Consider the following 21,675-nt stretch of genomic DNA (forward strand, 5'->3'; position numbering starts at 1 on the left):
GGCCACGCGGATTGGGCGTAACACTCCGCGAAACAGCGCGATGACCTAAGAGGTGACCGCCACGGAAGGAATACAGCAGCCGTTCAGTGCGCTGTGCAGTTCTGAGGCCAAACCCGCGCCGTCGGTACATTCCCAGCCCGACGGTCGTCGGCTCAAGCCCTCCCACGGGCCGGGCCGGAAGCCGTTTCCATCGTTCCGAGAGGTTGTTCGTGTCGGCCAGCACATCCCGTACGCTCCCGCCGGAGATCGCCGAGTCCGAGTCTGTGATGGCGCTCATCGAGCGGGGAAAGGCTGATGGGCAGATCGCCGGCGATGACGTGCGTCGGGCCTTCGAGGCTGACCAGATTCCGCCAACCCAGTGGAAGAATGTTCTGCGCAGCCTCAACCAGATCCTCGAGGAAGAGGGTGTGACGCTGATGGTCAGTGCCGCGGAGCCGTCCAAACGTGCCCGCAAGAGCGTCGCAGCGAAGAGCCCGGTCAAGCGCACCGCCACCAAGACTGTCGCGGCCAAGACGACCGTGACCAGGACTGTCGCGGCCACTGCCGCCCCGTCGGCAGGGACCGTGGACGCGGTGGCGGACGACGCCGCCCCGGCCGGACCCGCGAAGAAGGCGGCGGCCAAGAAGACGGCAGCCAAGAAGACCGCCGCGAAGAAGACAGCGGCGAAGAAGACAGCGACGAAGAAGTCCGGAAAGCAGGACGACGAGCTCCTCGACGGCGACGAGGCGGTCGAGGAAGTCAAGATCGGCAAGGGCGAGGAAGAGGAGGGCGAGGGCGAGAACAAGGGCTTCGTTCTCTCCGACGACGACGAGGACGACGCGCCCGCGCAGCAGGTTGCCGTCGCCGGTGCCACCGCGGACCCGGTCAAGGACTACCTGAAGCAGATCGGCAAGGTTCCCCTCCTCAACGCCGAGCAGGAGGTCGAGCTCGCCAAGCGCATCGAGGCCGGTCTCTTCGCCGAGGACAAGCTGGCGAACTCCGACAAGCTCGCGCCGAAGCTCAAGCGTGAGCTGGAGATCATCGCCGAGGACGGCCGCCGGGCCAAGAACCACCTGCTGGAGGCCAACCTCCGTCTCGTGGTGTCGCTGGCCAAGCGCTACACCGGCCGCGGCATGCTCTTCCTCGACCTGATCCAGGAGGGCAACCTCGGCCTGATCCGCGCGGTCGAGAAGTTCGACTACACCAAGGGCTACAAGTTCTCCACGTACGCCACCTGGTGGATTCGTCAGGCGATCACACGTGCCATGGCCGATCAGGCCCGCACCATCCGTATCCCGGTGCACATGGTCGAGGTCATCAACAAGCTCGCCCGTGTGCAGCGCCAGATGCTCCAGGACCTGGGCCGCGAGCCCACGCCGGAGGAACTGGCCAAGGAGCTCGACATGACCCCGGAAAAGGTCATCGAGGTCCAGAAGTACGGTCGCGAGCCGATCTCCCTGCACACCCCGCTGGGCGAGGACGGGGACAGCGAGTTCGGCGATCTGATCGAGGACTCCGAGGCGGTCGTTCCGGCGGACGCGGTCAGCTTCACGCTCCTCCAGGAGCAGTTGCACTCGGTACTCGACACGCTCTCCGAGCGCGAGGCGGGCGTGGTCTCGATGCGCTTCGGGCTCACCGACGGTCAGCCGAAGACGCTGGACGAGATCGGCAAGGTCTACGGCGTGACGCGTGAGCGCATCCGTCAGATCGAGTCGAAGACCATGTCCAAGCTGCGCCATCCGTCGCGTTCGCAGGTCCTGCGGGACTACCTGGACTGAGCCGCAGCAGTTTCCGGGCCGAGGGCCCCGAACCCCACGAGGGTCCGGGGTCCTCGGCCCATCTGCGGGTGCGGTCGGTGGCCGCTCGGATGACTCTGGGTGGGAGAGGTTCACCACAGAGTCAGGAGCGAGCATGTCCCGTACCGCCTTCCGCGCCGTGACCGGAGCGCTCGCCCTGGCCGCCACCACGGCCGTCATACCGCTCGGATCCCCCGTTCCCGCCGTGGCGGACAGCATTGTCGTCGGCGGTCAGCCCGCGCACGTCGCGGACAGCCCCTGGGTCGTGGCGCTGTCCAGCCGGGAACGCTTCGGGGAGACGCGTGCCGGCCAGTTCTGCGGGGGCGCCGTGGTGGGTCCGAAGAAGGTGCTCACCGCCGCGCACTGCCTCAGTCGGGCGGCGCTCGGAGTCGATGTCGGCAAGGTGCGGGACCTGAAGGTCATCGTGGGGAGGGACAGCCTGCGCGGAAGCGGCGGCAAGGAGATTCCGGTGCGGGCCACGTGGAGCAATCCCGGATTCGATCCCGCGACGAATGCGGGAGACGTGGCGGTGCTCACCCTGGCCGACCCGCTTCCCGCGAGCAGTGTGATCCCGATGGCCGAATCCGGGGACGCGGCATACGAGCCGGGCACGTCGGCGGTGGTCTACGGCTGGGGCGACACGACCGGCTACAGCGACTACGCATCGTCACTTCGTTCCGCGAAGGTGAGCGTACTGTCGGACCGTATGTGCGAGCAGGCCTACCCGGGCGGCAGAAACGGTGCGTACGACGCCTCGGCGATGCTCTGTGCGGGCGCACTGCAGGGTGGGTACGACGCGTGCCAGGGCGACAGCGGAGGGCCGCTGGTGGCCCGTGGGCGGCTCATCGGGCTGGTGTCCTGGGGGAACGGCTGCGGTCGGCCTGGAAGCCCCGGCGTGTACACGCGCGTCTCCGCCGCAGTCGGCTGGATTCCGGAGGGTGTCTGACTGACGCCGTACCGCGAGCGCGGACGCGAGAACGGGCGGCTCCCCTCGGGGAGCCGCCCGTCGGCAGGTCCGCGACCTGGCCCTGGCTCGTCGTGGATGTGAGGCGTCAGCGTTGTTCCTCTTCGGCGGCGTGGGCCTGCACGGCCGTCAGCCTGTCCGTCTCATCCTGTATTTCCGCGGCGATCTTCTTGAGTTCCGGCTCGAACTTGCGACCGTGGTGGGCGCAGAACAGCAGTTCACCGCCGCTGATCAGGACGACGCGCAGATATGCCTGGGCGCCGCAACGGTCACAGCGGTCTGCTGCGGTCAGCGGGCTCGCGGGGGTCAGAACAGTAGTCACGTCGCCTCTTCTCTAGCTCGACGAGCTGTCGTACCAGGGTCAACATCCAACCAGGCCGAAAACGTTCCCGCTCGTGGCTTTTCTTCGAAACTTCTTCTCAAGATGGCTGTCTGTTGCCGGTTGGCGGCGAATGTGCCGTATTGCGTAGCGCTACGGGTTCGCGTTGCTTGTCTTGGTGGATCGATCCTCCCGGCCGGCTTGCCGGTTTGTTCATGAGGACGTGCCCGGAGCCTAAATGGTTCATGCCTGGAAGGGAACGTGATGTGTGCGTCACTCCGGCAAGCGATCGAACATGCATGCGAAGCTGGGCTAGTGTGAGAGTTCTCCTGGGGTGGCGTTGCATCCGCTCTACCTGGCCTCGGTACCCTCTCAGCGGCAACCGTAGCCAAGCCCGTTACCCACCCGGGCCCCACATGAAATTCAGCGAGGAGCGAACCGCGTGACCGCCGATACGTCCGTGCCGTCCACTGCGCTGCTGACCGGAGCAGACCGAGACGGTTCCAACTACACCGCGCGGCACCTCCTCGTACTCGAAGGGCTCGAAGCGGTCCGCAAGCGCCCCGGTATGTACATCGGGTCCACTGACAGCCGCGGCCTCATGCACTGCCTCTGGGAGATCATCGACAACTCCGTCGACGAGGCGCTGGGGGGCTACTGCGACCGCATCGAGGTCGTTCTCCACGACGACAACTCCGTCGAGGTCCGCGACAACGGACGCGGCATCCCTGTCGACGTCGAGCCCAAGACGGGCCTGTCGGGCGTCGAGGTCGTGATGACGAAGCTGCACGCCGGCGGAAAGTTCGGCGGTGGCTCGTACGCCGCGTCGGGCGGCCTGCACGGCGTGGGTGCTTCCGTGGTCAACGCACTCTCCGCCCGCCTCGACGTCGAGGTCGACCGCAACAGCGCGACGCACTCGATCAGCTTCCGGCGCGGAGTCCCGGGAATCTTCACCGAGCGGGGACCGGACAGCCCGTTCGATCCGGCCAGCGGCCTGATCAAGGGAAAGCGGGTGCCGAAGACGCGTACCGGCACCAGGGTGCGCTACTGGGCGGACCGGCAGATCTTCCTCAAGGACGCCAAGCTCAGCCTGGAGACGCTTCACCAGCGGGCGCGGCAGACGGCGTTCCTCGTGCCCGGCCTCACGATCGTCGTCCGTGACGAGCGCGGTCTCGACGGTGGGGACAGGACCGAGGAGACCTTCCACTTCGACGGCGGCATCAGCGAATTCTGCGAGTACCTCGCTCAGGACAAGGCGGTATGCGACGTGCTGCGCCTGTCGGGGCAGGGCACGTTCAAGGAAACCGTGCCGGTCCTGGACGAGCGCGGACACATGACGGCGACCGAGGTCACCCGGGAACTCGGGGTCGACATCGCGCTGCGCTGGGGCACCGGGTACGACAGCAACATCAAGTCCTTCGTCAACATCATCGCCACGCCCAAGGGTGGCACGCATGTGACCGGATTCGAACGCTCCGTGACCAAGACCATCAACGAAGCGTTGCGTTCCGCGAAGCTGCTCCGCGTGGCCGAGGACGACATCGTCAAGGACGATGCCCTGGAGGGGCTCACGGCGGTCGTCACCGTCCGACTGGCCGAGCCGCAGTTCGAGGGGCAGACGAAGGAGGTGCTCGGCACCTCGGCGGCGAACCGTATCGTCGCCAACGTCGTGGCCAAGGAACTCAAGGCGTTCCTGACATCGACGAAGCGTGACGCCAAGGCGCAGGCACGAGCGGTCCTGGACAAGGCCGTGGCCGCCGCACGCACCCGTATCGCGGCCCGTCAGCACAAGGACGCACAGCGTCGCAAGACGGCCCTGGAGACCTCCTCGTTGCCGGCGAAACTGGCGGACTGCCGCAGCGACGACGTCGACCGCAGCGAGCTGTTCATCGTCGAGGGCGATTCGGCGCTCGGCACGGCCAAGCTCGCCCGGAACAGTGAGTTCCAGGCCCTGCTGCCGATTCGGGGCAAGATCCTCAACGTGCAGAAGGCGTCCGTGTCGGACATGCTGAAGAACGCCGAGTGCGGGGCGATCATCCAGGTCATAGGAGCCGGTTCCGGGCGGACCTTCGACATCGACGCCGCTCGCTACGGGAAGATCGTCCTGCTGGTCGATGCCGACGTCGACGGTGCGCACATCCGTATCCTGCTGCTGACGCTGTTCCAGCGCTACATGCGGCCCATGGTCGAGGCGGGCCGGGTCTTCGCGGCCGTGCCCCCGCTGCACCGGATCGAGCTCGTCCAGCCCAAGAAGGGCCAGGACAAGTACATCTACACGTACTCCGACAACGAACTGCGCCAGCGGCTGCTGGAGCTGCAACGCAAGAACGTCCGGTACAAGGATTCGATCCAGCGCTACAAGGGTCTGGGCGAGATGGACGCCGATCAGCTGGCGGAGACCACGATGGACCCCCGCCACCGCACCCTGCGCCGGATCAACATCGGCGACCTGGAAGCGGCCGAGCAGGTCTTCGACCTGCTGATGGGCAACGAGGTGGCGCCGCGCAAGGAGTTCATCACCAGTTCGGCAGCCACGCTCGACCGCTCGCGCATCGACGCCTGAGCAAAGCCGTCTCCACCGGCGTGCTGTCTCCACTGGTGTGCTGTCTCCACCCACGGGTGGAGACAGCATCTCCACCCGTGATCAACCCCTGAGCCGATCCTCCGCCCCGGTCGAGCCCGTAGCGTCGAAGGCGTCCCACCTTCCCGCATCACGGAGGCAGCCATGTCGGGGTTCATCGGTGTCCTGGTGACCGTCGTTGTCGTCCTGGTCCGCCGGCGCTCGGAACGGGGGATATCCGACGACCGGCGCCTTTGGGCCCTGCCGGGTGTTCTTCCCGACGTCTCGCTCCGTGGGCGCGGACCGGTCGGCCCCCATCGCGGTGTGCTCCCCGCGTACGGCGGCGGACCATCCACCGAGGCGATGTCGCCGCAGGGCGGGGGAAGGGGCTACACATGACGCGTACGACATGGTTGAGCTGGCCCACCCGGGAAGCGCTCTCGACAGAGACACACAGTCGCTCGCGACAGGTGATCACCTGGTCCGTGAGATTGGTGCTGCTCCTTGCCCTGCTCGGTGGCACCTTCGCCAACGGGAGCTTCACCCCCTGGCAGGTCATGGTCGGGCTGATGGGGGCAATTGCCTGCTCGGCCGCCGCGTGGGCGTTCTTCCGGACCAGTCTGGAGCACCGGCTGCTGCCTTCACTGGGGCTGCTGGCGCTGCTGATGGCGGCGGCGTTCGGTGCTCAACAGGCGGGTGCCGGTCTGCCCGCGATGATTCTGTGGTGCGGGTGCGCGGTCACTGCTCTGGAGAGACTGCCGCTCGTGGCGGGCGCCCCCGCCACGGCCCTCGCGCTCGGTGCGTACGCGGCTGTCAACACCGACGGCTGGCCGGCCACGGCCATGACCACGACCGGCCTCTGCCTGGCCGGTTATGTGATCCGCCTGGACGCGGAGGCCCGTGGCAACACGCAGCGACTCCTGGCCCAGGAGCGGGCGGCGCGTGCCGCGGAGGCCCGGACGGCCGCCCTGGACGAACGGGCCAGGATCGCCAGGGAGATCCACGATGTGCTCGCCCACAGCCTCTCCGCGCAGTTGGTGCATCTGGAGGCGGCGCGAATACTGATCGAGCGCGAGCCGGCGGCGGAGTTCCGTGACCAGGTGCTGGAGCGAGTGGTGGCGGCACGGTTCATGGCGCGTGACGGGCTCGCGGAGACCCGCCAGGCTCTCTCGGCACTCAGGGGGGAGATGTCCCCGGTGGAGGATTTCCTGAGGCAACTGGCTGCGTCCGAGCCCGCGGAGATCAGCATGATGGGTGAACAGAGGCCCTTGACCCCCGAGGTGTCACAGACGGTCCGTAGGGTGGCACAGGAGGCGCTGACCAATGTGCGCAAGCACGCGCCCGGTGCCGAGGTCCTCGTGCGGTTGGAATACCTGCCGAACGAAGTCGCCCTGGAGGTGCGGGACTCGGGCGGGCACGGTCCGGCGGGGGAAATCGCACGCAGTGGTTCCGGATACGGTCTGCTGGGGATGCGAGAGCGGGCCGAATTGCTGGGCGGGACGCTGGAGGCCGGCTCCGGAGAGGAGGGTTTCGTGGTGAGTCTGCGGGTGCCCACGTGAACACGCGGGTGGTGGTCGTCGACGACCAGTCGGTGGTGCGCGAAGGGATCGTGATGCTTCTGGGGCTGTTGCCCGGAATCGAGGTGGTCGGATCGGCGAGGGACGGCGAGGAGGCCGTGGAGCTCGTGGCCGAACTGGCCCCCGACGTGGTCCTGATGGACCTGCGGATGCCCCGATGCGACGGGGCGGAGGCGACCCGGCGGATCCGTCGCGACCACCCGGGAACCCAGGTGGTCGTGCTCACGACGTTCGCGGACGACGACTCGCTCTTTCCCGCGCTGCAGGCGGGGGCGCGTGGATATCTCACCAAGGACGCGGGAGGGGAGGAGATCGTGCGGGCCATTCAGGCGGTGCAGTCGGGCGAGGCCGGATTCGCGCCGTCCGTGCAGCGTCGGCTCCTGGAACGCGTCACGATGTCGCCGCCCCCGCCCGGTCCATCCTCCGATCCGGAAGCGCCCGACGGCCTGACACCACGTGAGCTGGAGGTGCTGGCCCTGATCGCGGAAGGACTGTCCAACCCGGAAATCGCACGCAGGCTGCACATCTCACAGGCCACGGTGAAGAGTCACATCAACAGCCTCTTCGCGAAGACCGGAGTGCGAGACCGAGCACAGGCCGTTCGCTACGCGTACGTTCGGGGCATCGCTCAGCCGCCCGGGCGGGTTGTCACCTGATGAGGTGAAGATCGGCGAATGAACTGCCCGAGAACTTCCCAATCTGCCCATTCTTGGGTACGCGGCCGAAGTGGTCCGTGGACAAGGGGAGTTGTTCGGTGGAGAAGGAAGCAGGGCGTGATGCCGCAACGGTGCGGCTCGACGACCCGTGGTACGACACGCTCGCCTCTGGCCGGGGCGAGCCGGGCGGCGTGTGGATTCCGGCCCCCGTCGGCCCATCCGGCCCCGTGGAACCGCGACACGGCCACAGCGCGGCCGAGATCTATCTGGAGGTGCAGCGCAGCGGTGCCTTCCAGGAGGTGCGCCGTCGGTACCGGCGCTTCGTCATTCCGGCGACCGTCGCCTTCCTCGTCTGGTATCTCGCCTACGTCGTCGTCGCGATCACCGAACCCGGGCTGATGGCCCGGCCGGTGGCCGGATCGGTCAATGTGGCGATGATCGCGGGGCTCGCGCAGTTCCTCACGACGTTCCTCCTCACCTGGGCCTACGCGCGGCACGCACGGCTGCGCCGGGACCGGGCAGCACTCGAACTGCGCTGGGAGACACAGGAGATGACACGGGGGGCGGGACGTTGAACGGGAACCATCAGACGCTCGCCCTCGTGCTGTTCAGCGTCTTCGTCGCGGTGACGCTCGCCATCACCACCTGGGTGAGCCGGAGCCGGCACGGATCGGCCGAGGAGTTCTACGCGGGCGGCAGGCTCTTCTCTCCGATGGAGAACGGTTTCGCCATCGCAGGCGACTACATGTCTGCCGCTTCCTTCCTCGGCATCTCCGGACTGATCGCCCTCTTCGGCTACGACGGCATGCTGTACTCGGTCGGCTTCCTCGTCGCCTGGCTCGTGGTTCTCCTGCTGGTCGCCGAACTGGTCCGGAACTGCGGCAGGTTCACGCTCGCCGACGTCGTGGCGGCTCGGATGGCGGAACGACCGGTCAGGATCGCCGCGGGCGCATCGTCCGTCACGGTCTCCGTGCTCTACCTGGTGGCGCAGATGGTGGGTGCGGGCAGTCTCGTCGCTCTGCTACTCGGCGGCACCAGCGGCGCGGCCCGCTCCTGGACCGTCATCGGCGTCGGAGCACTCATGGTGATCTACGTATCGCTCGGGGGGATGCGCGCCACCACCTGGATCCAGATCGTCAAGGCTGTGCTGCTGACGGTCGGCGCGGTCGTGCTGACCGTGCTCGTCCTGCTCCACTTCCACGGCAATTTCAACGCCCTGCTCGACTCCGCGGCCGAACGGAGCGGGCACGGGAGCCGGTTCCTCTCGCCGGGGCTCCGCTACGGAGGAACCTGGACCGCACGCATCGACTTCATCAGCCTGGGACTGGCCCTGGTGCTCGGTACGGCGGGGCTGCCGCACATCCTGTCGCGCTTCTACACCGTGCCGACCGCCCGAGCGGCCCGGCAGTCGGTCGTCTGGTCGATCGGGCTCATCGGCAGTTTCTACCTGATGACGATCGTGCTCGGCTTCGGGGCGGCGGCGCTGGTCGGCTCGGCCGAGGTGCGGGAATCGAATCCTGCGGGCAACACGGCTGTTCCGCTGCTGGCCCTGGTCATCGGGGGAGGCGAGGGATCCACTGCGGGGACGATCCTGTTCGCCGTGGTCGCCGCGATCGCCTTCGCGACGATCCTCGCAGTTGTCGCAGGGGTCACCCTCGCCTCGTCGGCCTCGGTGGCCCACGACCTCTACGCCTCGCTCCGGAGCTCGGGTTCCAAGCAGTACCGCGAGGTCACGGTGGCCCGGCTCGCAGCAGCGGGGATCGGGGTGGTCGCCATCGGACTCAGTCTGATCGCCCAGAACCTGAACGTGGCGTTCCTGGTGGGGCTCGCCTTCGCGGTCGCCGCCTCGGCCAACCTTCCGGTGCTGCTCTACACGCTGTTCTGGCGGCGGTTCACCACCCGGGGTGCGGTCTGGTCGGTCTACGGCGGTCTGATTCCCGCCGTGCTGCTCGTGCTGTTCTCACCGGTCGTGTCAGGCAGCCCCGATTCCCTCTTTCCCGGCGTCGATTTCCGGCTCGTCCCCCTGGAGAACCCCGGCCTGATCTCCATTCCGCTGGGTTTCCTGGCCGGTTGGGTCGGCACGATCACTTCTGCCGAGCCGCCCGATGCGGCCAAGCACGCGGAGACCGAGGTCCGTGCGCTCACGGGTGCCGGGGCGGTGTGACAACCGCCCGCGCCGTACGGGCGGTGGTGGTACGTCGTGAGAACCGGGACGGGCCGGCGCGGGGCCGTGGACGACGGGTTCCGCCGCCCGGCGCCGGCACCCGGTTCTCCGCTCCGCGCTCCCGAGGGCAGCGTCCCTGCGCGTCACGAGGAATCTCCCGACCGGCGGGGCGTCACCGAGGCGGTTCGTCCACTGCCGTCGGGAGCGGACGAGGAGGGCGAGGCCCCTCGTACCGGCCGCTGGGGCGCATGCGCAGCGGACGCTCCCCGTACTCCTCCAGCGCGTGTGCGATCCAGCCCGCCGTGCGCGACACCGCGAACACCGTCTCGCCGGCCTCCGCAGCCATGCCGGAGGAGACCGAGAGGACGGCGAGCGCCAGATCGACGTTGGCGTGCAGCGGGGCGTGGCGGGCGGTCGTGGTGACCACGTCGTGCGCGGCGGCGAGCGCGGGAGCCGCCTGAGGGACGTCGGCGAGCAGGGTGAACAGCGTGCGCGCCCGCGGGTCCTCCGAGACGTAGAGCCGATGACCGAGTCCGGGTACCCGGCGTCCGGTGCGGAGGTGGTCCGCGACCACCGGGACCGCGCTTCCCCGCTCCAGGACCTCGGCCAGCATCCGGTGCGCCAGGCCGCTCGCGGCCCCGTGCAGGGGCCCCTCCAGAACACCCAGACCCGCCGAGACCACCGCGTACGGATGGGCGTGTGCGGAGGCGGCGACCCTGGCGGCCAGCGTCGAGGCCGCGAGGTCGTGGTCGATCAGCAGCGCGAGCGCGGTGTCCAGCACCGTGATCGACGGCTCGTCGGCCGGGCGGGCGGTGAGCTTGGGCCAGAGGCGCCGGGCCAGTGCGGCCCCGCCGTCCGCCGTCCGAATCCCGTCCGTTCCCTCGGACGGGCCGTCCGCCGTCGAAGCCCCAGCGACCCGGGGCAGCGCGCCGACCAAGGTCGGGATCAGCCCCCGCGTACTCGCGAGCACCGCCTCGCGCGAGAGGTCGAACCGGAGGGGGTCGGCCGTCGCCGCGGCGATCACGGCCACCCGCAACCGGTCGGTGGACCCGCTGTGCGCGGGCAGTGCGGCGACGGCCCGGCGTGCCGCGGCCAGGGCCTCCGCAGGTGCCGCGAACCGGATTCCCGGTCGCAGTTCGCCGGTCCAGAGCCATTCGGCGACCTCTTCGTACGTGTACCGTCCGGCCAGTTCCGTGGCATCGACACCACGGAAGTAGTAGCGGTCGTCCTCGATCAGGGTGATGCCGGTACGGAAGACCAGATCACCGGAGGCGGGGGAGGGTTCCCGGCGTCCCGTGCGCCGGGCCAGCGCGTCCACTTCCGCGGCGTCGAACGTACTGCCACGACCACCGGGAGCGCGCCGGCTGCTCAGCTGACCCCGGCTGACATAGGCGTACACCGTCTCGGGCTTCACTCCGAGACGGTCGGCCGTCTCCTTGGTGCTGAGTCGTCGCGGGGCCGCCGCATCGGAGACATCACCGGTACCTGCTTGATCCGTCATGCCGTCAACCGTATCCATATTGACTCAATCAACATTGACAAGATGTAAGTCAAGCATGGATGGTCGAATCAAGTTTGATGGCCGGTGCACCCATGGAGGAAGACATGCCGATCACGACCAGTCGGGACTCGCTCGACGTACCCCGAGGCCTCGCCGGAGTCGTCGTCACGAAGACCGTGCTCGGCGACGTTCGCGGACGCGAGGGCTTCTACCACTACCGGCAGTACTCGGCGATCGAGCTCGCGCGGACCCGCAGTTTCGAGGACGTCTGGTACCTGATGTCCGAGGGCGTACTGCCCGACGCCGACGCGCGTCGGGAGTTCGCCGCCCGCACGGCCGCACTGCGACGGCTGCCCGCGGAGGTGCGTGACGCCCTGCCCGCCATAGCCCGTGCGGGGGCCGCCTCCGGCCCGCTGGCCGGTCTGCGCACCGCGCTATCGCTCCTCGGTGCCTCGGCAGGATTCCGGCCGGTGTACGACATCGACGCCGAGCAGCGGCGCGGTGACGCGCTGATCGCCTGTGCCGCGGTTCCCACCGTGCTCACCGCTCTGTACCGGCTCGACAAGGGGCTCGAACCGGTCGAGCCGCGCGACGATCTGCCCTACGCGGCCAACTATCTGTACATGCTCAACGGGTCCGTGCCGGACGAGGCACGTGCCCGGGCCGTGGAGCAGTACCTGATCTCCACGATCGACCACGGCTTCAACGCCTCGACGTTCACCGGCCGGGTCGTCGCCTCCACCGGCGCCGACGTGGCGGCCTGCCTGGTGGCGGCCGTCGGGGCCCTCTCCGGGCCGCTGCACGGCGGGGCTCCCAGCCGGGCCCTGGACACCCTCGACGCCATCGGCACCCCCGACCGCATCGACGGCTGGATCCGTGAACGCGTGCTCGCGGGGGAGCGGATCATGGGCTTCGGCCACCCCGTCTACCGCACCGAGGATCCCCGGTCGCGCATGCTCCGGGACATCGCCCGGGGCTTCGGCGGCCCGCTCGTCGATTTCGCCGTCGAGGTCGAGCGACAGGTCGAGGCGATCCTCGCCGAGCTCAAGCCGGGCCGCGAACTCCACACCAACGTCGAGTTCTACGCCGGCGTCGTCATGGAGCTGTGCGGGCTGCCGCGCGAGATGTTCACGCCGACGTTCTGTGTGGCGCGGGCGGTCGGCTGGAGCGCCAATATCCTGGAGCAGGCGGAGGACTCGAAGATCATCCGTCCGGCGGCCCGATACGTCGGTACACCCCCGCCGCAGCCGGTCCCGGCGCCCTGACGCTCCCGAGGAAGGTTCCCGTTGAACCCGTCGCCCCCGCCCCGCAAGAAGCAGATCCCGGTCATCGTCCTCGCGGGGTTCCTGGGGTCGGGCAAGACGACACTGCTCAATCACCTCCTCGCCAACCGCGCGGGGAACAGGATCGGCGTGATCGTCAACGACTTCGGCGCCATCGAGATCGATGCCATGACGGTCTCGGGACAGGTCGGTTCGACGGTCTCACTGGGCAACGGCTGTCTGTGCTGCGCGGTCGATGCGAGCGAACTCGACACCTTCCTGGAAACGCTCACCAGGCCGTCCGCCCGCCTCGACGTGATCATCATCGAGGCCAGTGGGCTGGCGGAGCCGCAGGAACTCGTCCGTATGCTCCTGGCCAGCGACAACCCGCACATCGTGTACGGCGGACTGGTGGAAGTCGTCGACGCGGCGGAGTTCGATGCCACGCGACAGCGCCATCCGGAGATCGACCGTCACCTCGCCGTCGCCGATCTCGTCGTTCTGAACAAGACCGACCGCGTCGGGGACGAGGAACTGGTCCGCATCCGCGACGCCGTCGCCACGCGCGGTACGGCGGGCGGCGAGGGGGCGGCGGGCCGCGGCGCGGCCGCCGTCATCGGCGCCACCCACGGGCGCATCGATCCCGAGCTGCTCTTCGACCCGTCGCTGCGCCCGGACGGCGAGGAGAAGGCGCTCCAGCTCACGTTCGAGGATTTGCTGCTGGCGGAGCGGGCCGAGGCGGAGGGCGACACCGGGCACGCGCACCATCTCCACGCCGCCTACGAGAGCGTGTCCTTCGCTGCGGACTCGCCCATGGACCCCCGGCGGCTGATGGACTTCCTCGACTCCCGGCCCCCGGGGCTGTACCGGATCAAGGGTTTCGTCGACTTCGGGCCGGGCGACCACGCCAACAAGTACGTTCTGCACGCGGTCGGCAGGTTCCTGCGGTTCGAGCCGCAGCCGTGGGCGCGGGACGAACCACGCCTCACCCAGCTGGTGCTGATCGGCTCGGGAATCGACCCGGAGGCTCTGCACAAGGAGCTGGCCGACTGCCGCGCGATCACCCCGCCGGAGGCGGGGACGGCACAGGACGCCCCACATGAACGAAGCATGTGGGGCGTCCTGAGGTACGTGCGCAGGCCCGGCGACGACGGGTAGCGGCCTGGCCGCTGGACCCGTCCGCCGCCGGGCAGCGGGCCTACACCGGGCCCGCGACCACCGCGACCGGCTTGGCCAGCGGTGCCCCCGAACCGTCGCGGCGCGGGTCCGGCGCGGGCAGGTCGACGGGAGTGCCGTTCTTCTGCGCGGCCCGCGCGGGCGCCGCGCCCGCCCAGCCGAACACCAGGACGTCCTCGCCCTTGAGGAAGCGCTGACAGCGCACCCCACCCGTGGCCCGGCCCTTGCGCGGATACTGGTCGAACGGGGTGAGCTTGGACGTCAGCACCGAGTCGTCCAGCGTGCCGTGCGAACCGGCCACCGTGAACACCACCGCGTCCGACGCGGGATCCACCGCGGTGAACGAGACCACCACCGCGTCCGCCGCCAGCTTGACCCCCGCCATACCGCCGGCGGGCCTGCCCTGCGGCCGTACCTGCGCCGCCTGGTAGCGCAGCAGCTGCGCGTCGGACGTGATGAAGACCAGATCCTCCTCGCCCGTGCGCAGCTCCGCCGCACCGACGACGCGGTCACCCTCCTTGAGCGAGATGACCTCCAACTCGTCCTTGTTGGCCGGGTAGTCCGGCACCACTCTCTTCACAACGCCCTGCAGGGTGCCGATCGCCAGACCGGGGGACGCCTCGTCCAGTGTGGTCAGGCAGACGACCTCCTCGTCGCTCCCCAGGGTGAGGAACTCCGAGACCATCGCTCCGCCGGAGAGGTTGGGAGCCGCGTGGGTGTCCGGCAACTGCGGCAGATCGATGACCGCGAGCCGCAGCAGCCGCCCCGTCGACGTCACCACACCGATGTCGCCGCGGGCCGTCGCGGGCACGGCGGACACGATCACGTCGTGCTTGGCACGCTTGGCGTCCTCGGCGAAGACGATCGGGTCGTCATTGGCGGTACGGGCCAGCAGACCGGTCGACGAGAGCAGCACCCGACACGGGTCGTCCGCCACCTCCAGCGGCACCGAGGCGACCTGCGTACCGGCCGACTCCAGCAGCACCGTACGCCGCTCGGTGCCGAACTTCTTGGCGACCACGGCCAGTTCCGACGAGACGAGCTTGCGCAGCGCGTTGTCCGATTCGAGGATCGTGGTCAGCTCGTCGATTTCGGCGTTCAGCCGGTCCCGCTCGCTCTCCAGCTCGATCCGGTCGAACTTGGTCAGCCGACGCAGCGGGGTGTCCAGAATGTACTGCGTCTGGATCTCGCTCAGCGAGAAGCGCTCGATGAGCCGTTCCTTCGCCTGCGCCGAGTTGTCACTGGACCGGATGAGCCGGATGACCTCGTCGATGTCGAGCAGCGCGACGAGCAGCCCCTCGACCAGGTGCAGCCGGTCCCGGCGCTTGCCCCGGCGGAACTCGCTGCGCCGACGTACCACGTCGAAGCGGTGGTCGAGATAGACCTCCAGCAGCTCCTTGAGACCGAGCGTGAGCGGCTGTCCGTCGACCAGCGCCACGTTGTTGATCCCGAAGGAGTCCTCCATCGGGGTCAGCTTGTAGAGCTGCTCCAGAACGGCTTCCGGCACGAAGCCGTTCTTCACCTCGATGACCAGGCGCAGGCCGTGCTCGCGGTCGGTCAGGTCCTTCACGTCCGCGATGCCCTGGAGCTTCTTCGAGCCGACCAGGTCCTTGATCTTGGAGATCACCTTCTCCGGGCCGACCGCGAAGGGCAGTTCGGTGACGACCAGGCCCTTGCGGCGCGCCGTCACGTTCTCCACGGAGACGGTCGCACGGATCTTGAACGTCCCGCGTCCCTTGGCGTACGCATCCTTGATGCCGCCCAGGCCCACGATCCGGCCGCCGGTCGGCAGGTCGGGACCGGGCACGAACCGCATCAGGGTCTCCAGGTCCGCGCCCGGATGCCTGATCAGGTGGCGGGCTGCGGCGATGACCTCGCCCAGATTGTGCGGCGGCATGTTGGTCGCCATGCCGACGGCGATCCCGGACGCCCCGTTGACCAGGAGGTTCGGGTAGGCGGCCGGGAGAACGGTGGGTTCCTGTTCCTGACCGTCGTAATTCGACTGGAAGGCGACGGTGTCCTCGTCGATCGACTCCGTCATCAGGGACGTCGCGTCGGCCATCCGGCACTCGGTGTACCGCATGGCGGCCGGCGGGTCGTCGTTCCCGAGCGAGCCGAAGTTGCCGTGGCCGTCGACCAGGGGGAGCCGCATGGAGAACGGCTGCGCCAGACGGACCAGCGCGTCGTAGATCGACGCGTCGCCGTGCGGGTGCAGCTTGCCCATGACCTCGCCGACGACGCGCGCGCACTTCACGAAGCCGCGGTCGGGGCGCAGGCCCATCTCGTTCATCTGGTAGACGATGCGGCGGTGCACGGGCTTCATGCCGTCACGGGCGTCCGGCAGTGCCCGTGAGTAGATCACCGAGTACGCGTACTCGAGGAAGGAGCCCTGCATTTCGTCGACGACGTCGATGTCGAGGATCTTCTCCTCGAAGTCGTCCGGCGGCGGGGTCTTCGTGCTGCGGCGGGCCATCGCTGCTGCGACTCCTTCACGGATTCTGTTCGGGCAACCTCAGGTTCTGACGCGGACCATTGTGGACCTCCGCGCTGACATCGCCGACCTCGACCCGTCCCAAGCGTCGTTCCCACCCGTGCCGGGGCGGCCTGCCGCGCCGCTCCGAGAAGCCCGCGGCGGCGTTCCGGGGAGGGCAGTGCCGGGGCCCGGGGTGCGCCCCGACGAGGACGCGCCGGGCGCGCGCCCCTCTTTCACGCGAAACTTCCGAGGTATGGGAACTTCGCCAGGTGCACGTGCGCTTGCTTACAGTGGCAGGTCTCGCACGAAAACCAGAAACGCGATCGAAGGGACGTACATGCCCATGGGTCACACGGCCACAGCCCAGGCCGGCTCCGGCGGCTTGACAGCGACCGAGCACCGTCTGGCCAACGGCCTGCGCGTGGTGCTCTCCGAGGACCATCTGACCCCGGTCGCCGCGGTCTGCCTCTGGTACGACGTCGGATCGCGCCACGAGGTCGAGGGACGCACCGGGTTGGCTCACCTCTTCGAGCACCTGATGTTCCAGGGCTCCGGTCAGGTGAAGGGGAACGGACACTTCGAGCTGGTGCAGGGGGCCGGCGGTTCGCTCAACGGGACCACCAGCTTCGAGCGCACCAACTACTTCGAGACGATGCCCGCGCACCAGTTGGAGCTGGCGCTCTGGCTGGAGGCGGACCGGATGGGTTCGCTGCTCGCCGCGCTCGACGAGGAGTCCATGGAGAACCAGCGCGACGTCGTCAAGAACGAACGGCGCCAGCGCTACGACAATGTCCCCTACGGCACGGCGTTCGAGAGGCTGACGGCGCTCGCCTACCCCGAGGACCACCCGTACCACCACACGCCGATCGGCTCGATGGCCGACCTCGACGCCGCCACACTTGAGGACGCGCGCACGTTCTTCCGCACGTACTACGCGCCCAACAACGCGGTGCTCTCCGTCGTCGGCGACATCGATCCCGAGCAGACGCTCGCCTGGATCGAGAAGTACTTCGGCTCCATCCCCTCCCACGACGGCAAGCGGCCGCCGCGCGACGGCACGCTGCCCGAGATCATCGGCGAGCAGCTGCGCGAGGAGGTGCGCGAGGAGGTGCCGGCGCGGGCGCTGATGGCCGCCTACCGCCTGCCGCACGACGGCACCCGCGAGTGCGATGCGGCCGACCTCGCGCTGACCGTGCTCGGCGGCGGCGAGTCGTCGCGGCTGCACAACCGACTGGTGCGCCGCGACCGCACGGCCGTGGCGGCCGGGTTCGGGCTGCTGCGGCTGGCCGGTGCCCCGTCCCTCGGCTGGCTGGACGTCAAGACGTCCGGCGGCGTCGAGGTCCCGCAGATCGAGACCGCGGTCGACGAGGAACTCGCCCGCTTCGCGGCCGAGGGCCCCACGCCCGAGGAAATGGAACGCGCGCAGGCCCAGTTGGAACGCGAGTGGCTGGACCGGCTCGGTACGGTCGCGGGCCGTGCCGACGAACTCTGCCGCTACGCCGTACTGTTCGGCGATCCCCAGCTCGCGCTCACCGCCGTGCAGCGGGTTCTCGACGTCACGGCGGAGGAGGTCCAGGCGGTCGCCCAGGCCCAGTTGCGGCCCGACAACCGGGCGGTGCTGGTCTACGAACCGGTCGAACCCGCCGAGTCCGCGGACACGGCGGACACCGATGGGACCGACGCCGACGACACCGACGCGCACGAAGGGGCGGACAAGTGACCGACGCTGCCGCGACTGGAGTTTCGATGCAGTACCACCCGCAGCCCGCCCCCGGCGTCGCCCGCCCGTGGGCCTTCCCCGCGCCGGAACGCGGTGCGCTGCCCAACGGCCTCACCGTGCTGCGCTGTCACCGCCCCGGCCAGCAGGTGGTGGCGGTCGAGCTCTTCCTCGACGCACCGCTGGACGCCGAGCCCGAGGGCCTCGACGGCGTGGCCACGATCATGTCCCGGGCCCTGTCCGAGGGCACCGACAAGCGCACCGCCGAGGAGTTCGCCGCCGAGCTGGAGCGCTGCGGCGCCACGCTCGACGCGCACGCCGACCACCCCGGCGTCCGGGTCTCCCTGGAGGTTCCGGTGTCCCGGCTGGGCAAGGCACTCGGCCTGGTGGCCGAGGCGCTGCGCGCGCCCGCCTTCGCAGACAGCGAGATCGAGCGGCTGGTGCGCAACCGGCTCGACGAGATCCCGCACGAGCAGGCCAACCCGGCCCGGCGCGCCGCCAAGCAGCTCTCCAAGGAGCTCTTCCCGGCCACGTCGCGGATGTCGCGACCGCGCCAGGGCACCGAGGAGACGGTGGAGCGGATCGACGCGGCGGCGGTGCGGACGTTCTTCGACGCCCACGTCCGGCCGTCCGCGGCGACCGCCGTGGTCGTCGGCGATCTCACCGGCATCGATCTGGAGGCCGTGCTCGCCGACACCCTCGGCGACTGGTCCGGCGACACCGCGGAGCCGCGCCCCGCCCCGCCGATCACGGCCGACGACACCGGACGCGTGGTCATCGTCGACCGTCCGGGCGCGGTGCAGACGCAGCTTCTGATCGGCCGGATCGGAGCCGACCGGCACGACAGCGTGTGGCCGGCCCAGGTGCTCGGCACGTACTGCCTGGGTGGCACGCTCACCTCCCGACTGGACCGGGTGCTGCGGGAGGAGAAGGGCTACACCTACGGTGTGCGGGCCTTCGCCCAGGTACTGCGGTCGTCGGCCCCGGGTTCGGCAACGGGGGCGACCGGCGCCGCGATGCTCGCCATCAGCGGTTCGGTGGACACCGAGTCGACCGGACCGGCGCTGGAGGACCTGTGGACGGTTCTTCGGACCCTGGCGGCCGAAGGGCTGACCGACGAGGAGCGCGAGACGGCGGTGCAGAACCTCGTCGGTGTCGCACCGCTGAAGTTCGAGACGGCGGCCTCCGTCGCCGGTACCCTCGCCGATCAGGTCGAGCAGCACCTCCCGGACGACTTCCAGGCGCATCTGTACGCCCGGCTCGCGGAGACCGGCACGGTCGAGGCGACCGCCGCGGTGGTCAACGCCTTTCCCGAGGACCGGCTGGTGACGGTTCTGGTCGGCGACGCGTCCCGGATCGAGGAACCGGTGCGGGCCCTGGGCATCGGTGAGGTGTCCGTGGTCGCCGGCTGACGTCCGTACCGTCGTTGTCACCGGTGCCGGAGGAGCGCTCCGTGCCGGAATCGGACCGGGCGGCTCGGGCACCGGGCCGGTGGCCGGCCCGTTCCCGCCCGGCGTCGGCGTCCGACATGCCGGTCCCGGGCACCGAGCCGCCCGGGGCCGGCGGCGGCGTCCGGGAACCGGGGTGCACGAGCCGGACACGCGGCCACCCGGACGACACGGCGGCCACCCGGATACGTCGGTCATCCGGGGCACGGCCGTCCGGGCGCGGCGGTCACCGGGCGCGCTCGCCCGGACGCGAGTCCGACGAAGTCCGCCGGGGCGCACGAATCCCGGGCCGGGAGGAGGGCCCCTGTGAGAGATGTCTCGCCGGGGCCTTCCCCTCGGCCCGCTCCGCCCCGGAGGTTGCCTGTCCGCCCTGTGGCATGCGCTACAAATCGGCCGGTCCGTTTGGAGAACGAAAGTTCCGCCCCTTAGCGTCGACCGGGCTGTTCGTCACTCGTGTGTCGCGACCGGGACGCACCGGGCAGCCATCGCCGAGTCCCCGTAGGGCGTGAGCCTGGGGAGCCGGGGACCCACACAGTCCCTGGGGTGAATCGGATGCCCGGGCCTCGATGAGGCCATGGCGCCCGTAGGAGACCTTCCTGCTCCGAACCCGTCAGCTAACCCGGTAGGCGAGAAGGAAGGAAAGGACCAGCCACTTCATGGCGTTCACCCGTGCCACCGGGAAGCACCGTGCCCCGAGCCGGCTCACGCGCAACGGTGCGCGGATCGCGGGCATCGCGACCCTGGCCACCACCGGCGTCATCGGCGGCGCCGCCTCCCCGGCCCTCGCCGCGGACGCGGGCGCCCCCGACACCGACGAGACCGGCCTGAATCAGGTCATCACCGTCCGGAGCGTTCTCGCCGACCGGATCGATGCCCAGGCCGACGCGCAGCAGCGCCACGCCGACGCCGAGGCGAAGGCAGAGGCCCGGCTGAAGGCCGAGGCCGAGAAGCGGGCCGCGATCAGGGCGAAGGCCGAGGCGGAAGCGAAGCGCGCAGCCGAGGCACGTGCCGAGAGGGCGCGCGCCGCCCGCTCCGCCGAACGGGCCCGCCTGGGCTCCTTCCAGCTCCCGGTCGCCGGTTCCTACGTCACGACCGGCTACAAGTCCAGCGGTTCGCTCTGGTCGTCGGGCAGCCATTCGGGCATCGACTTCCACGCCGCTTCCGGCAGCACGGTCGTCGCGGTCGGCGCGGGAACGGTCGTCGAGGCCGGCTGGGGCGGCGCGTACGGCAACAACATCGTGCTCCGGATGACGGACGGTACGTACACGCAGTACGGCCACCTCTCCTCGATCGGAGTCTCCGTCGGCCAGAGCGTGGGCGCGGGCCAGCGGATCGGGCTCTCCGGATCGACCGGCAACTCCACCGGCCCCCACCTCCACTTCGAGGCCCGGACCGCTCCCTCCTACGGCTCCGACATGAACCCCGTCGCGTACCTGCGTGCCCACGGCGTCAACATCTGAGCGGACCCCACGTACGACACCGTTCCAGAAGGCCCCGGCAGGCGCGTCCCGAAAGGATCCGCACGCCGGGGTCTTCGGCGTGCCGAGGTCCCCTTCCCGTTCTCCTTCCCCCGGGCCGGCCCATCGCCCGAGCCGGCGGAGAGGCCCCCGCCGGGGGCCGAGGAGTCCGTCGCCGCTGCTCCGCCCGCGATCGGTCCGGAACGCCGCGGCCGGTCCGGAACGCGCAGGAGCCGGGGTCCGGAAAGCGCAGGAGCCGCGATGCCCCGTCCGGCGGCATCGCGGCTCCTGCGCGCGGGAAGTCGGTTCAGACGGTCTCCGGGAGCTCGTCGAGCCCCTCGGCGACCAGCTTGGCCAGGCGGTCCAGCGCGGCCTCGGCGTCGTCCGCCTCGGACGCGAGCACGATTTCCTCGCCGCCCTGCGCACCGAGGCCGAGCACCGCGAGCATGGAAGCGGCGTTCACCGGGTTGCCGTCGGCCCTGGAAATCGTCACCGGGACGCCGGACGCCGTGGCGGCACGGACGAATATGGAAGCGGGGCGGGCGTGCAGGCCCTCGGCCCAACCGACGTTGACGCGGCGCTCAGCCATGGTTCTGCCCTTCATGAATCAACGGTTGTCTAGACCA

16 protein-coding genes and 1 riboswitch are annotated in these 21,675 nt (G+C 69.6%); of the genes, 12 read left to right on the forward strand and 4 right to left on the reverse strand.

Going from position 1 to position 21,675, the window contains the following annotated elements:
• Positions 1-209 precede the first annotated feature (209 nt).
• Complete coding sequence (locus ACFC79_RS19835) at positions 210-1,757, forward strand: RNA polymerase sigma factor (RefSeq protein WP_376241810.1); 1,548 nt, start codon at positions 210-212, stop codon at positions 1,755-1,757.
• A gap of 133 nt (positions 1,758-1,890) precedes the next feature.
• Entirely contained in the window at positions 1,891-2,721 is an 831-nt protein-coding gene (locus tag ACFC79_RS19840) for a trypsin-like serine protease (RefSeq protein WP_376241812.1), read from the forward strand.
• A gap of 106 nt (positions 2,722-2,827) precedes the next feature.
• Here ACFC79_RS19840 and ACFC79_RS19845 read toward each other — a convergent pair whose 3' ends face one another.
• Complete coding sequence (locus ACFC79_RS19845; RefSeq protein ID WP_376241814.1) at positions 2,828-3,061, reverse strand: hypothetical protein; 234 nt, start codon at positions 3,059-3,061, stop codon at positions 2,828-2,830.
• A 439-nt stretch (positions 3,062-3,500) separates the two neighbouring features.
• On the opposite strand from ACFC79_RS19845, the gene ACFC79_RS19850 reads away from it, so the two are divergent.
• From ACFC79_RS19850 to ACFC79_RS19870, 5 genes are all read left to right on the forward strand, one after another.
• Positions 3,501-5,621: a type IIA DNA topoisomerase subunit B gene (locus ACFC79_RS19850; RefSeq protein WP_376241816.1), complete on the forward strand. Its 2,121-nt coding sequence runs from the start codon at positions 3,501-3,503 to the stop codon at positions 5,619-5,621.
• 392 nt (positions 5,622-6,013) lie between these two features.
• Complete coding sequence (locus tag ACFC79_RS19855; RefSeq protein ID WP_376241818.1) at positions 6,014-7,177, forward strand: sensor histidine kinase; 1,164 nt, start codon at positions 6,014-6,016, stop codon at positions 7,175-7,177.
• Positions 7,174-7,851, forward strand: coding sequence for a response regulator (locus ACFC79_RS19860; RefSeq protein WP_376241820.1), 678 nt, complete (start codon positions 7,174-7,176; stop codon positions 7,849-7,851). Before ACFC79_RS19855 ends, ACFC79_RS19860 begins: the two co-directional genes overlap by 4 nt.
• A gap of 131 nt (positions 7,852-7,982) precedes the next feature.
• Entirely contained in the window at positions 7,983-8,426 is a 444-nt protein-coding gene (locus tag ACFC79_RS19865; protein ID WP_376241951.1) for a DUF485 domain-containing protein, read from the forward strand.
• Positions 8,423-10,015: a cation acetate symporter gene (locus ACFC79_RS19870; protein ID WP_376241822.1), complete on the forward strand. Its 1,593-nt coding sequence runs from the start codon at positions 8,423-8,425 to the stop codon at positions 10,013-10,015. The genes ACFC79_RS19865 and ACFC79_RS19870 overlap by 4 nt, the downstream gene beginning before the upstream one ends.
• A 172-nt stretch (positions 10,016-10,187) precedes the next feature.
• Here the strand turns inward: ACFC79_RS19870 and ACFC79_RS19875 are convergent, their stop codons facing one another.
• Entirely contained in the window at positions 10,188-11,516 is a 1,329-nt protein-coding gene (locus tag ACFC79_RS19875; RefSeq protein ID WP_376241824.1) for a citrate/2-methylcitrate synthase, read from the reverse strand.
• 104 nt (positions 11,517-11,620) lie between these two features.
• Between ACFC79_RS19875 and ACFC79_RS19880 the strand changes: the two genes are divergently transcribed.
• Both ACFC79_RS19880 and ACFC79_RS19885 read left to right on the forward strand, forming a co-directional pair.
• Positions 11,621-12,781: a citrate synthase/methylcitrate synthase gene (locus tag ACFC79_RS19880; protein WP_376241826.1), complete on the forward strand. Its 1,161-nt coding sequence runs from the start codon at positions 11,621-11,623 to the stop codon at positions 12,779-12,781.
• A gap of 21 nt (positions 12,782-12,802) precedes the next feature.
• Positions 12,803-13,936, forward strand: coding sequence for a CobW family GTP-binding protein (locus ACFC79_RS19885; RefSeq protein ID WP_376241828.1), 1,134 nt, complete (start codon positions 12,803-12,805; stop codon positions 13,934-13,936).
• A gap of 40 nt (positions 13,937-13,976) precedes the next feature.
• On the opposite strand, the gene ACFC79_RS19890 is transcribed toward ACFC79_RS19885, so the two are convergent.
• A complete protein-coding gene (locus tag ACFC79_RS19890) occupies positions 13,977-16,427 on the reverse strand; it encodes a DNA topoisomerase (ATP-hydrolyzing) subunit A (RefSeq protein ID WP_376241830.1) in 2,451 nt (816 codons plus the stop codon).
• 337 nt (positions 16,428-16,764) lie between these two features.
• On the opposite strand from ACFC79_RS19890, the gene ACFC79_RS19895 reads away from it, so the two are divergent.
• From ACFC79_RS19895 to ACFC79_RS19905, 3 genes are all read left to right on the forward strand, one after another.
• Positions 16,765-18,147 (forward strand): M16 family metallopeptidase, encoded by a 1,383-nt coding sequence (locus ACFC79_RS19895; RefSeq protein ID WP_376241832.1) that lies wholly within the window; start codon positions 16,765-16,767, stop codon positions 18,145-18,147.
• A gap of 26 nt (positions 18,148-18,173) precedes the next feature.
• The gene (locus ACFC79_RS19900) at positions 18,174-19,556 is read left to right on the forward strand and encodes a M16 family metallopeptidase (protein ID WP_376241833.1); all 1,383 of its coding nucleotides are present in this window, start codon (positions 18,174-18,176) and stop codon (positions 19,554-19,556) included.
• Between the two features lie 512 nt (positions 19,557-20,068).
• Positions 20,069-20,236, forward strand: a riboswitch (cyclic di-AMP (ydaO/yuaA leader).
• Positions 20,237-20,248: 12 nt separating this feature from the next.
• The gene (locus ACFC79_RS19905; protein ID WP_376241835.1) at positions 20,249-21,052 is read left to right on the forward strand and encodes a M23 family metallopeptidase; all 804 of its coding nucleotides are present in this window, start codon (positions 20,249-20,251) and stop codon (positions 21,050-21,052) included.
• A gap of 304 nt (positions 21,053-21,356) precedes the next feature.
• Here ACFC79_RS19905 and ACFC79_RS19910 read toward each other — a convergent pair whose 3' ends face one another.
• Positions 21,357-21,638, reverse strand: a complete 282-nt coding sequence (locus ACFC79_RS19910) for an HPr family phosphocarrier protein (protein ID WP_376241837.1) — start codon at positions 21,636-21,638, stop codon at positions 21,357-21,359.
• Positions 21,639-21,675: the final 37 nt, after the last annotated feature.

The organism is Streptomyces sp. NPDC056061 (genome assembly GCF_042266885.1).
GTDB lineage: Bacteria > Actinomycetota > Actinomycetes > Streptomycetales > Streptomycetaceae > Streptomyces.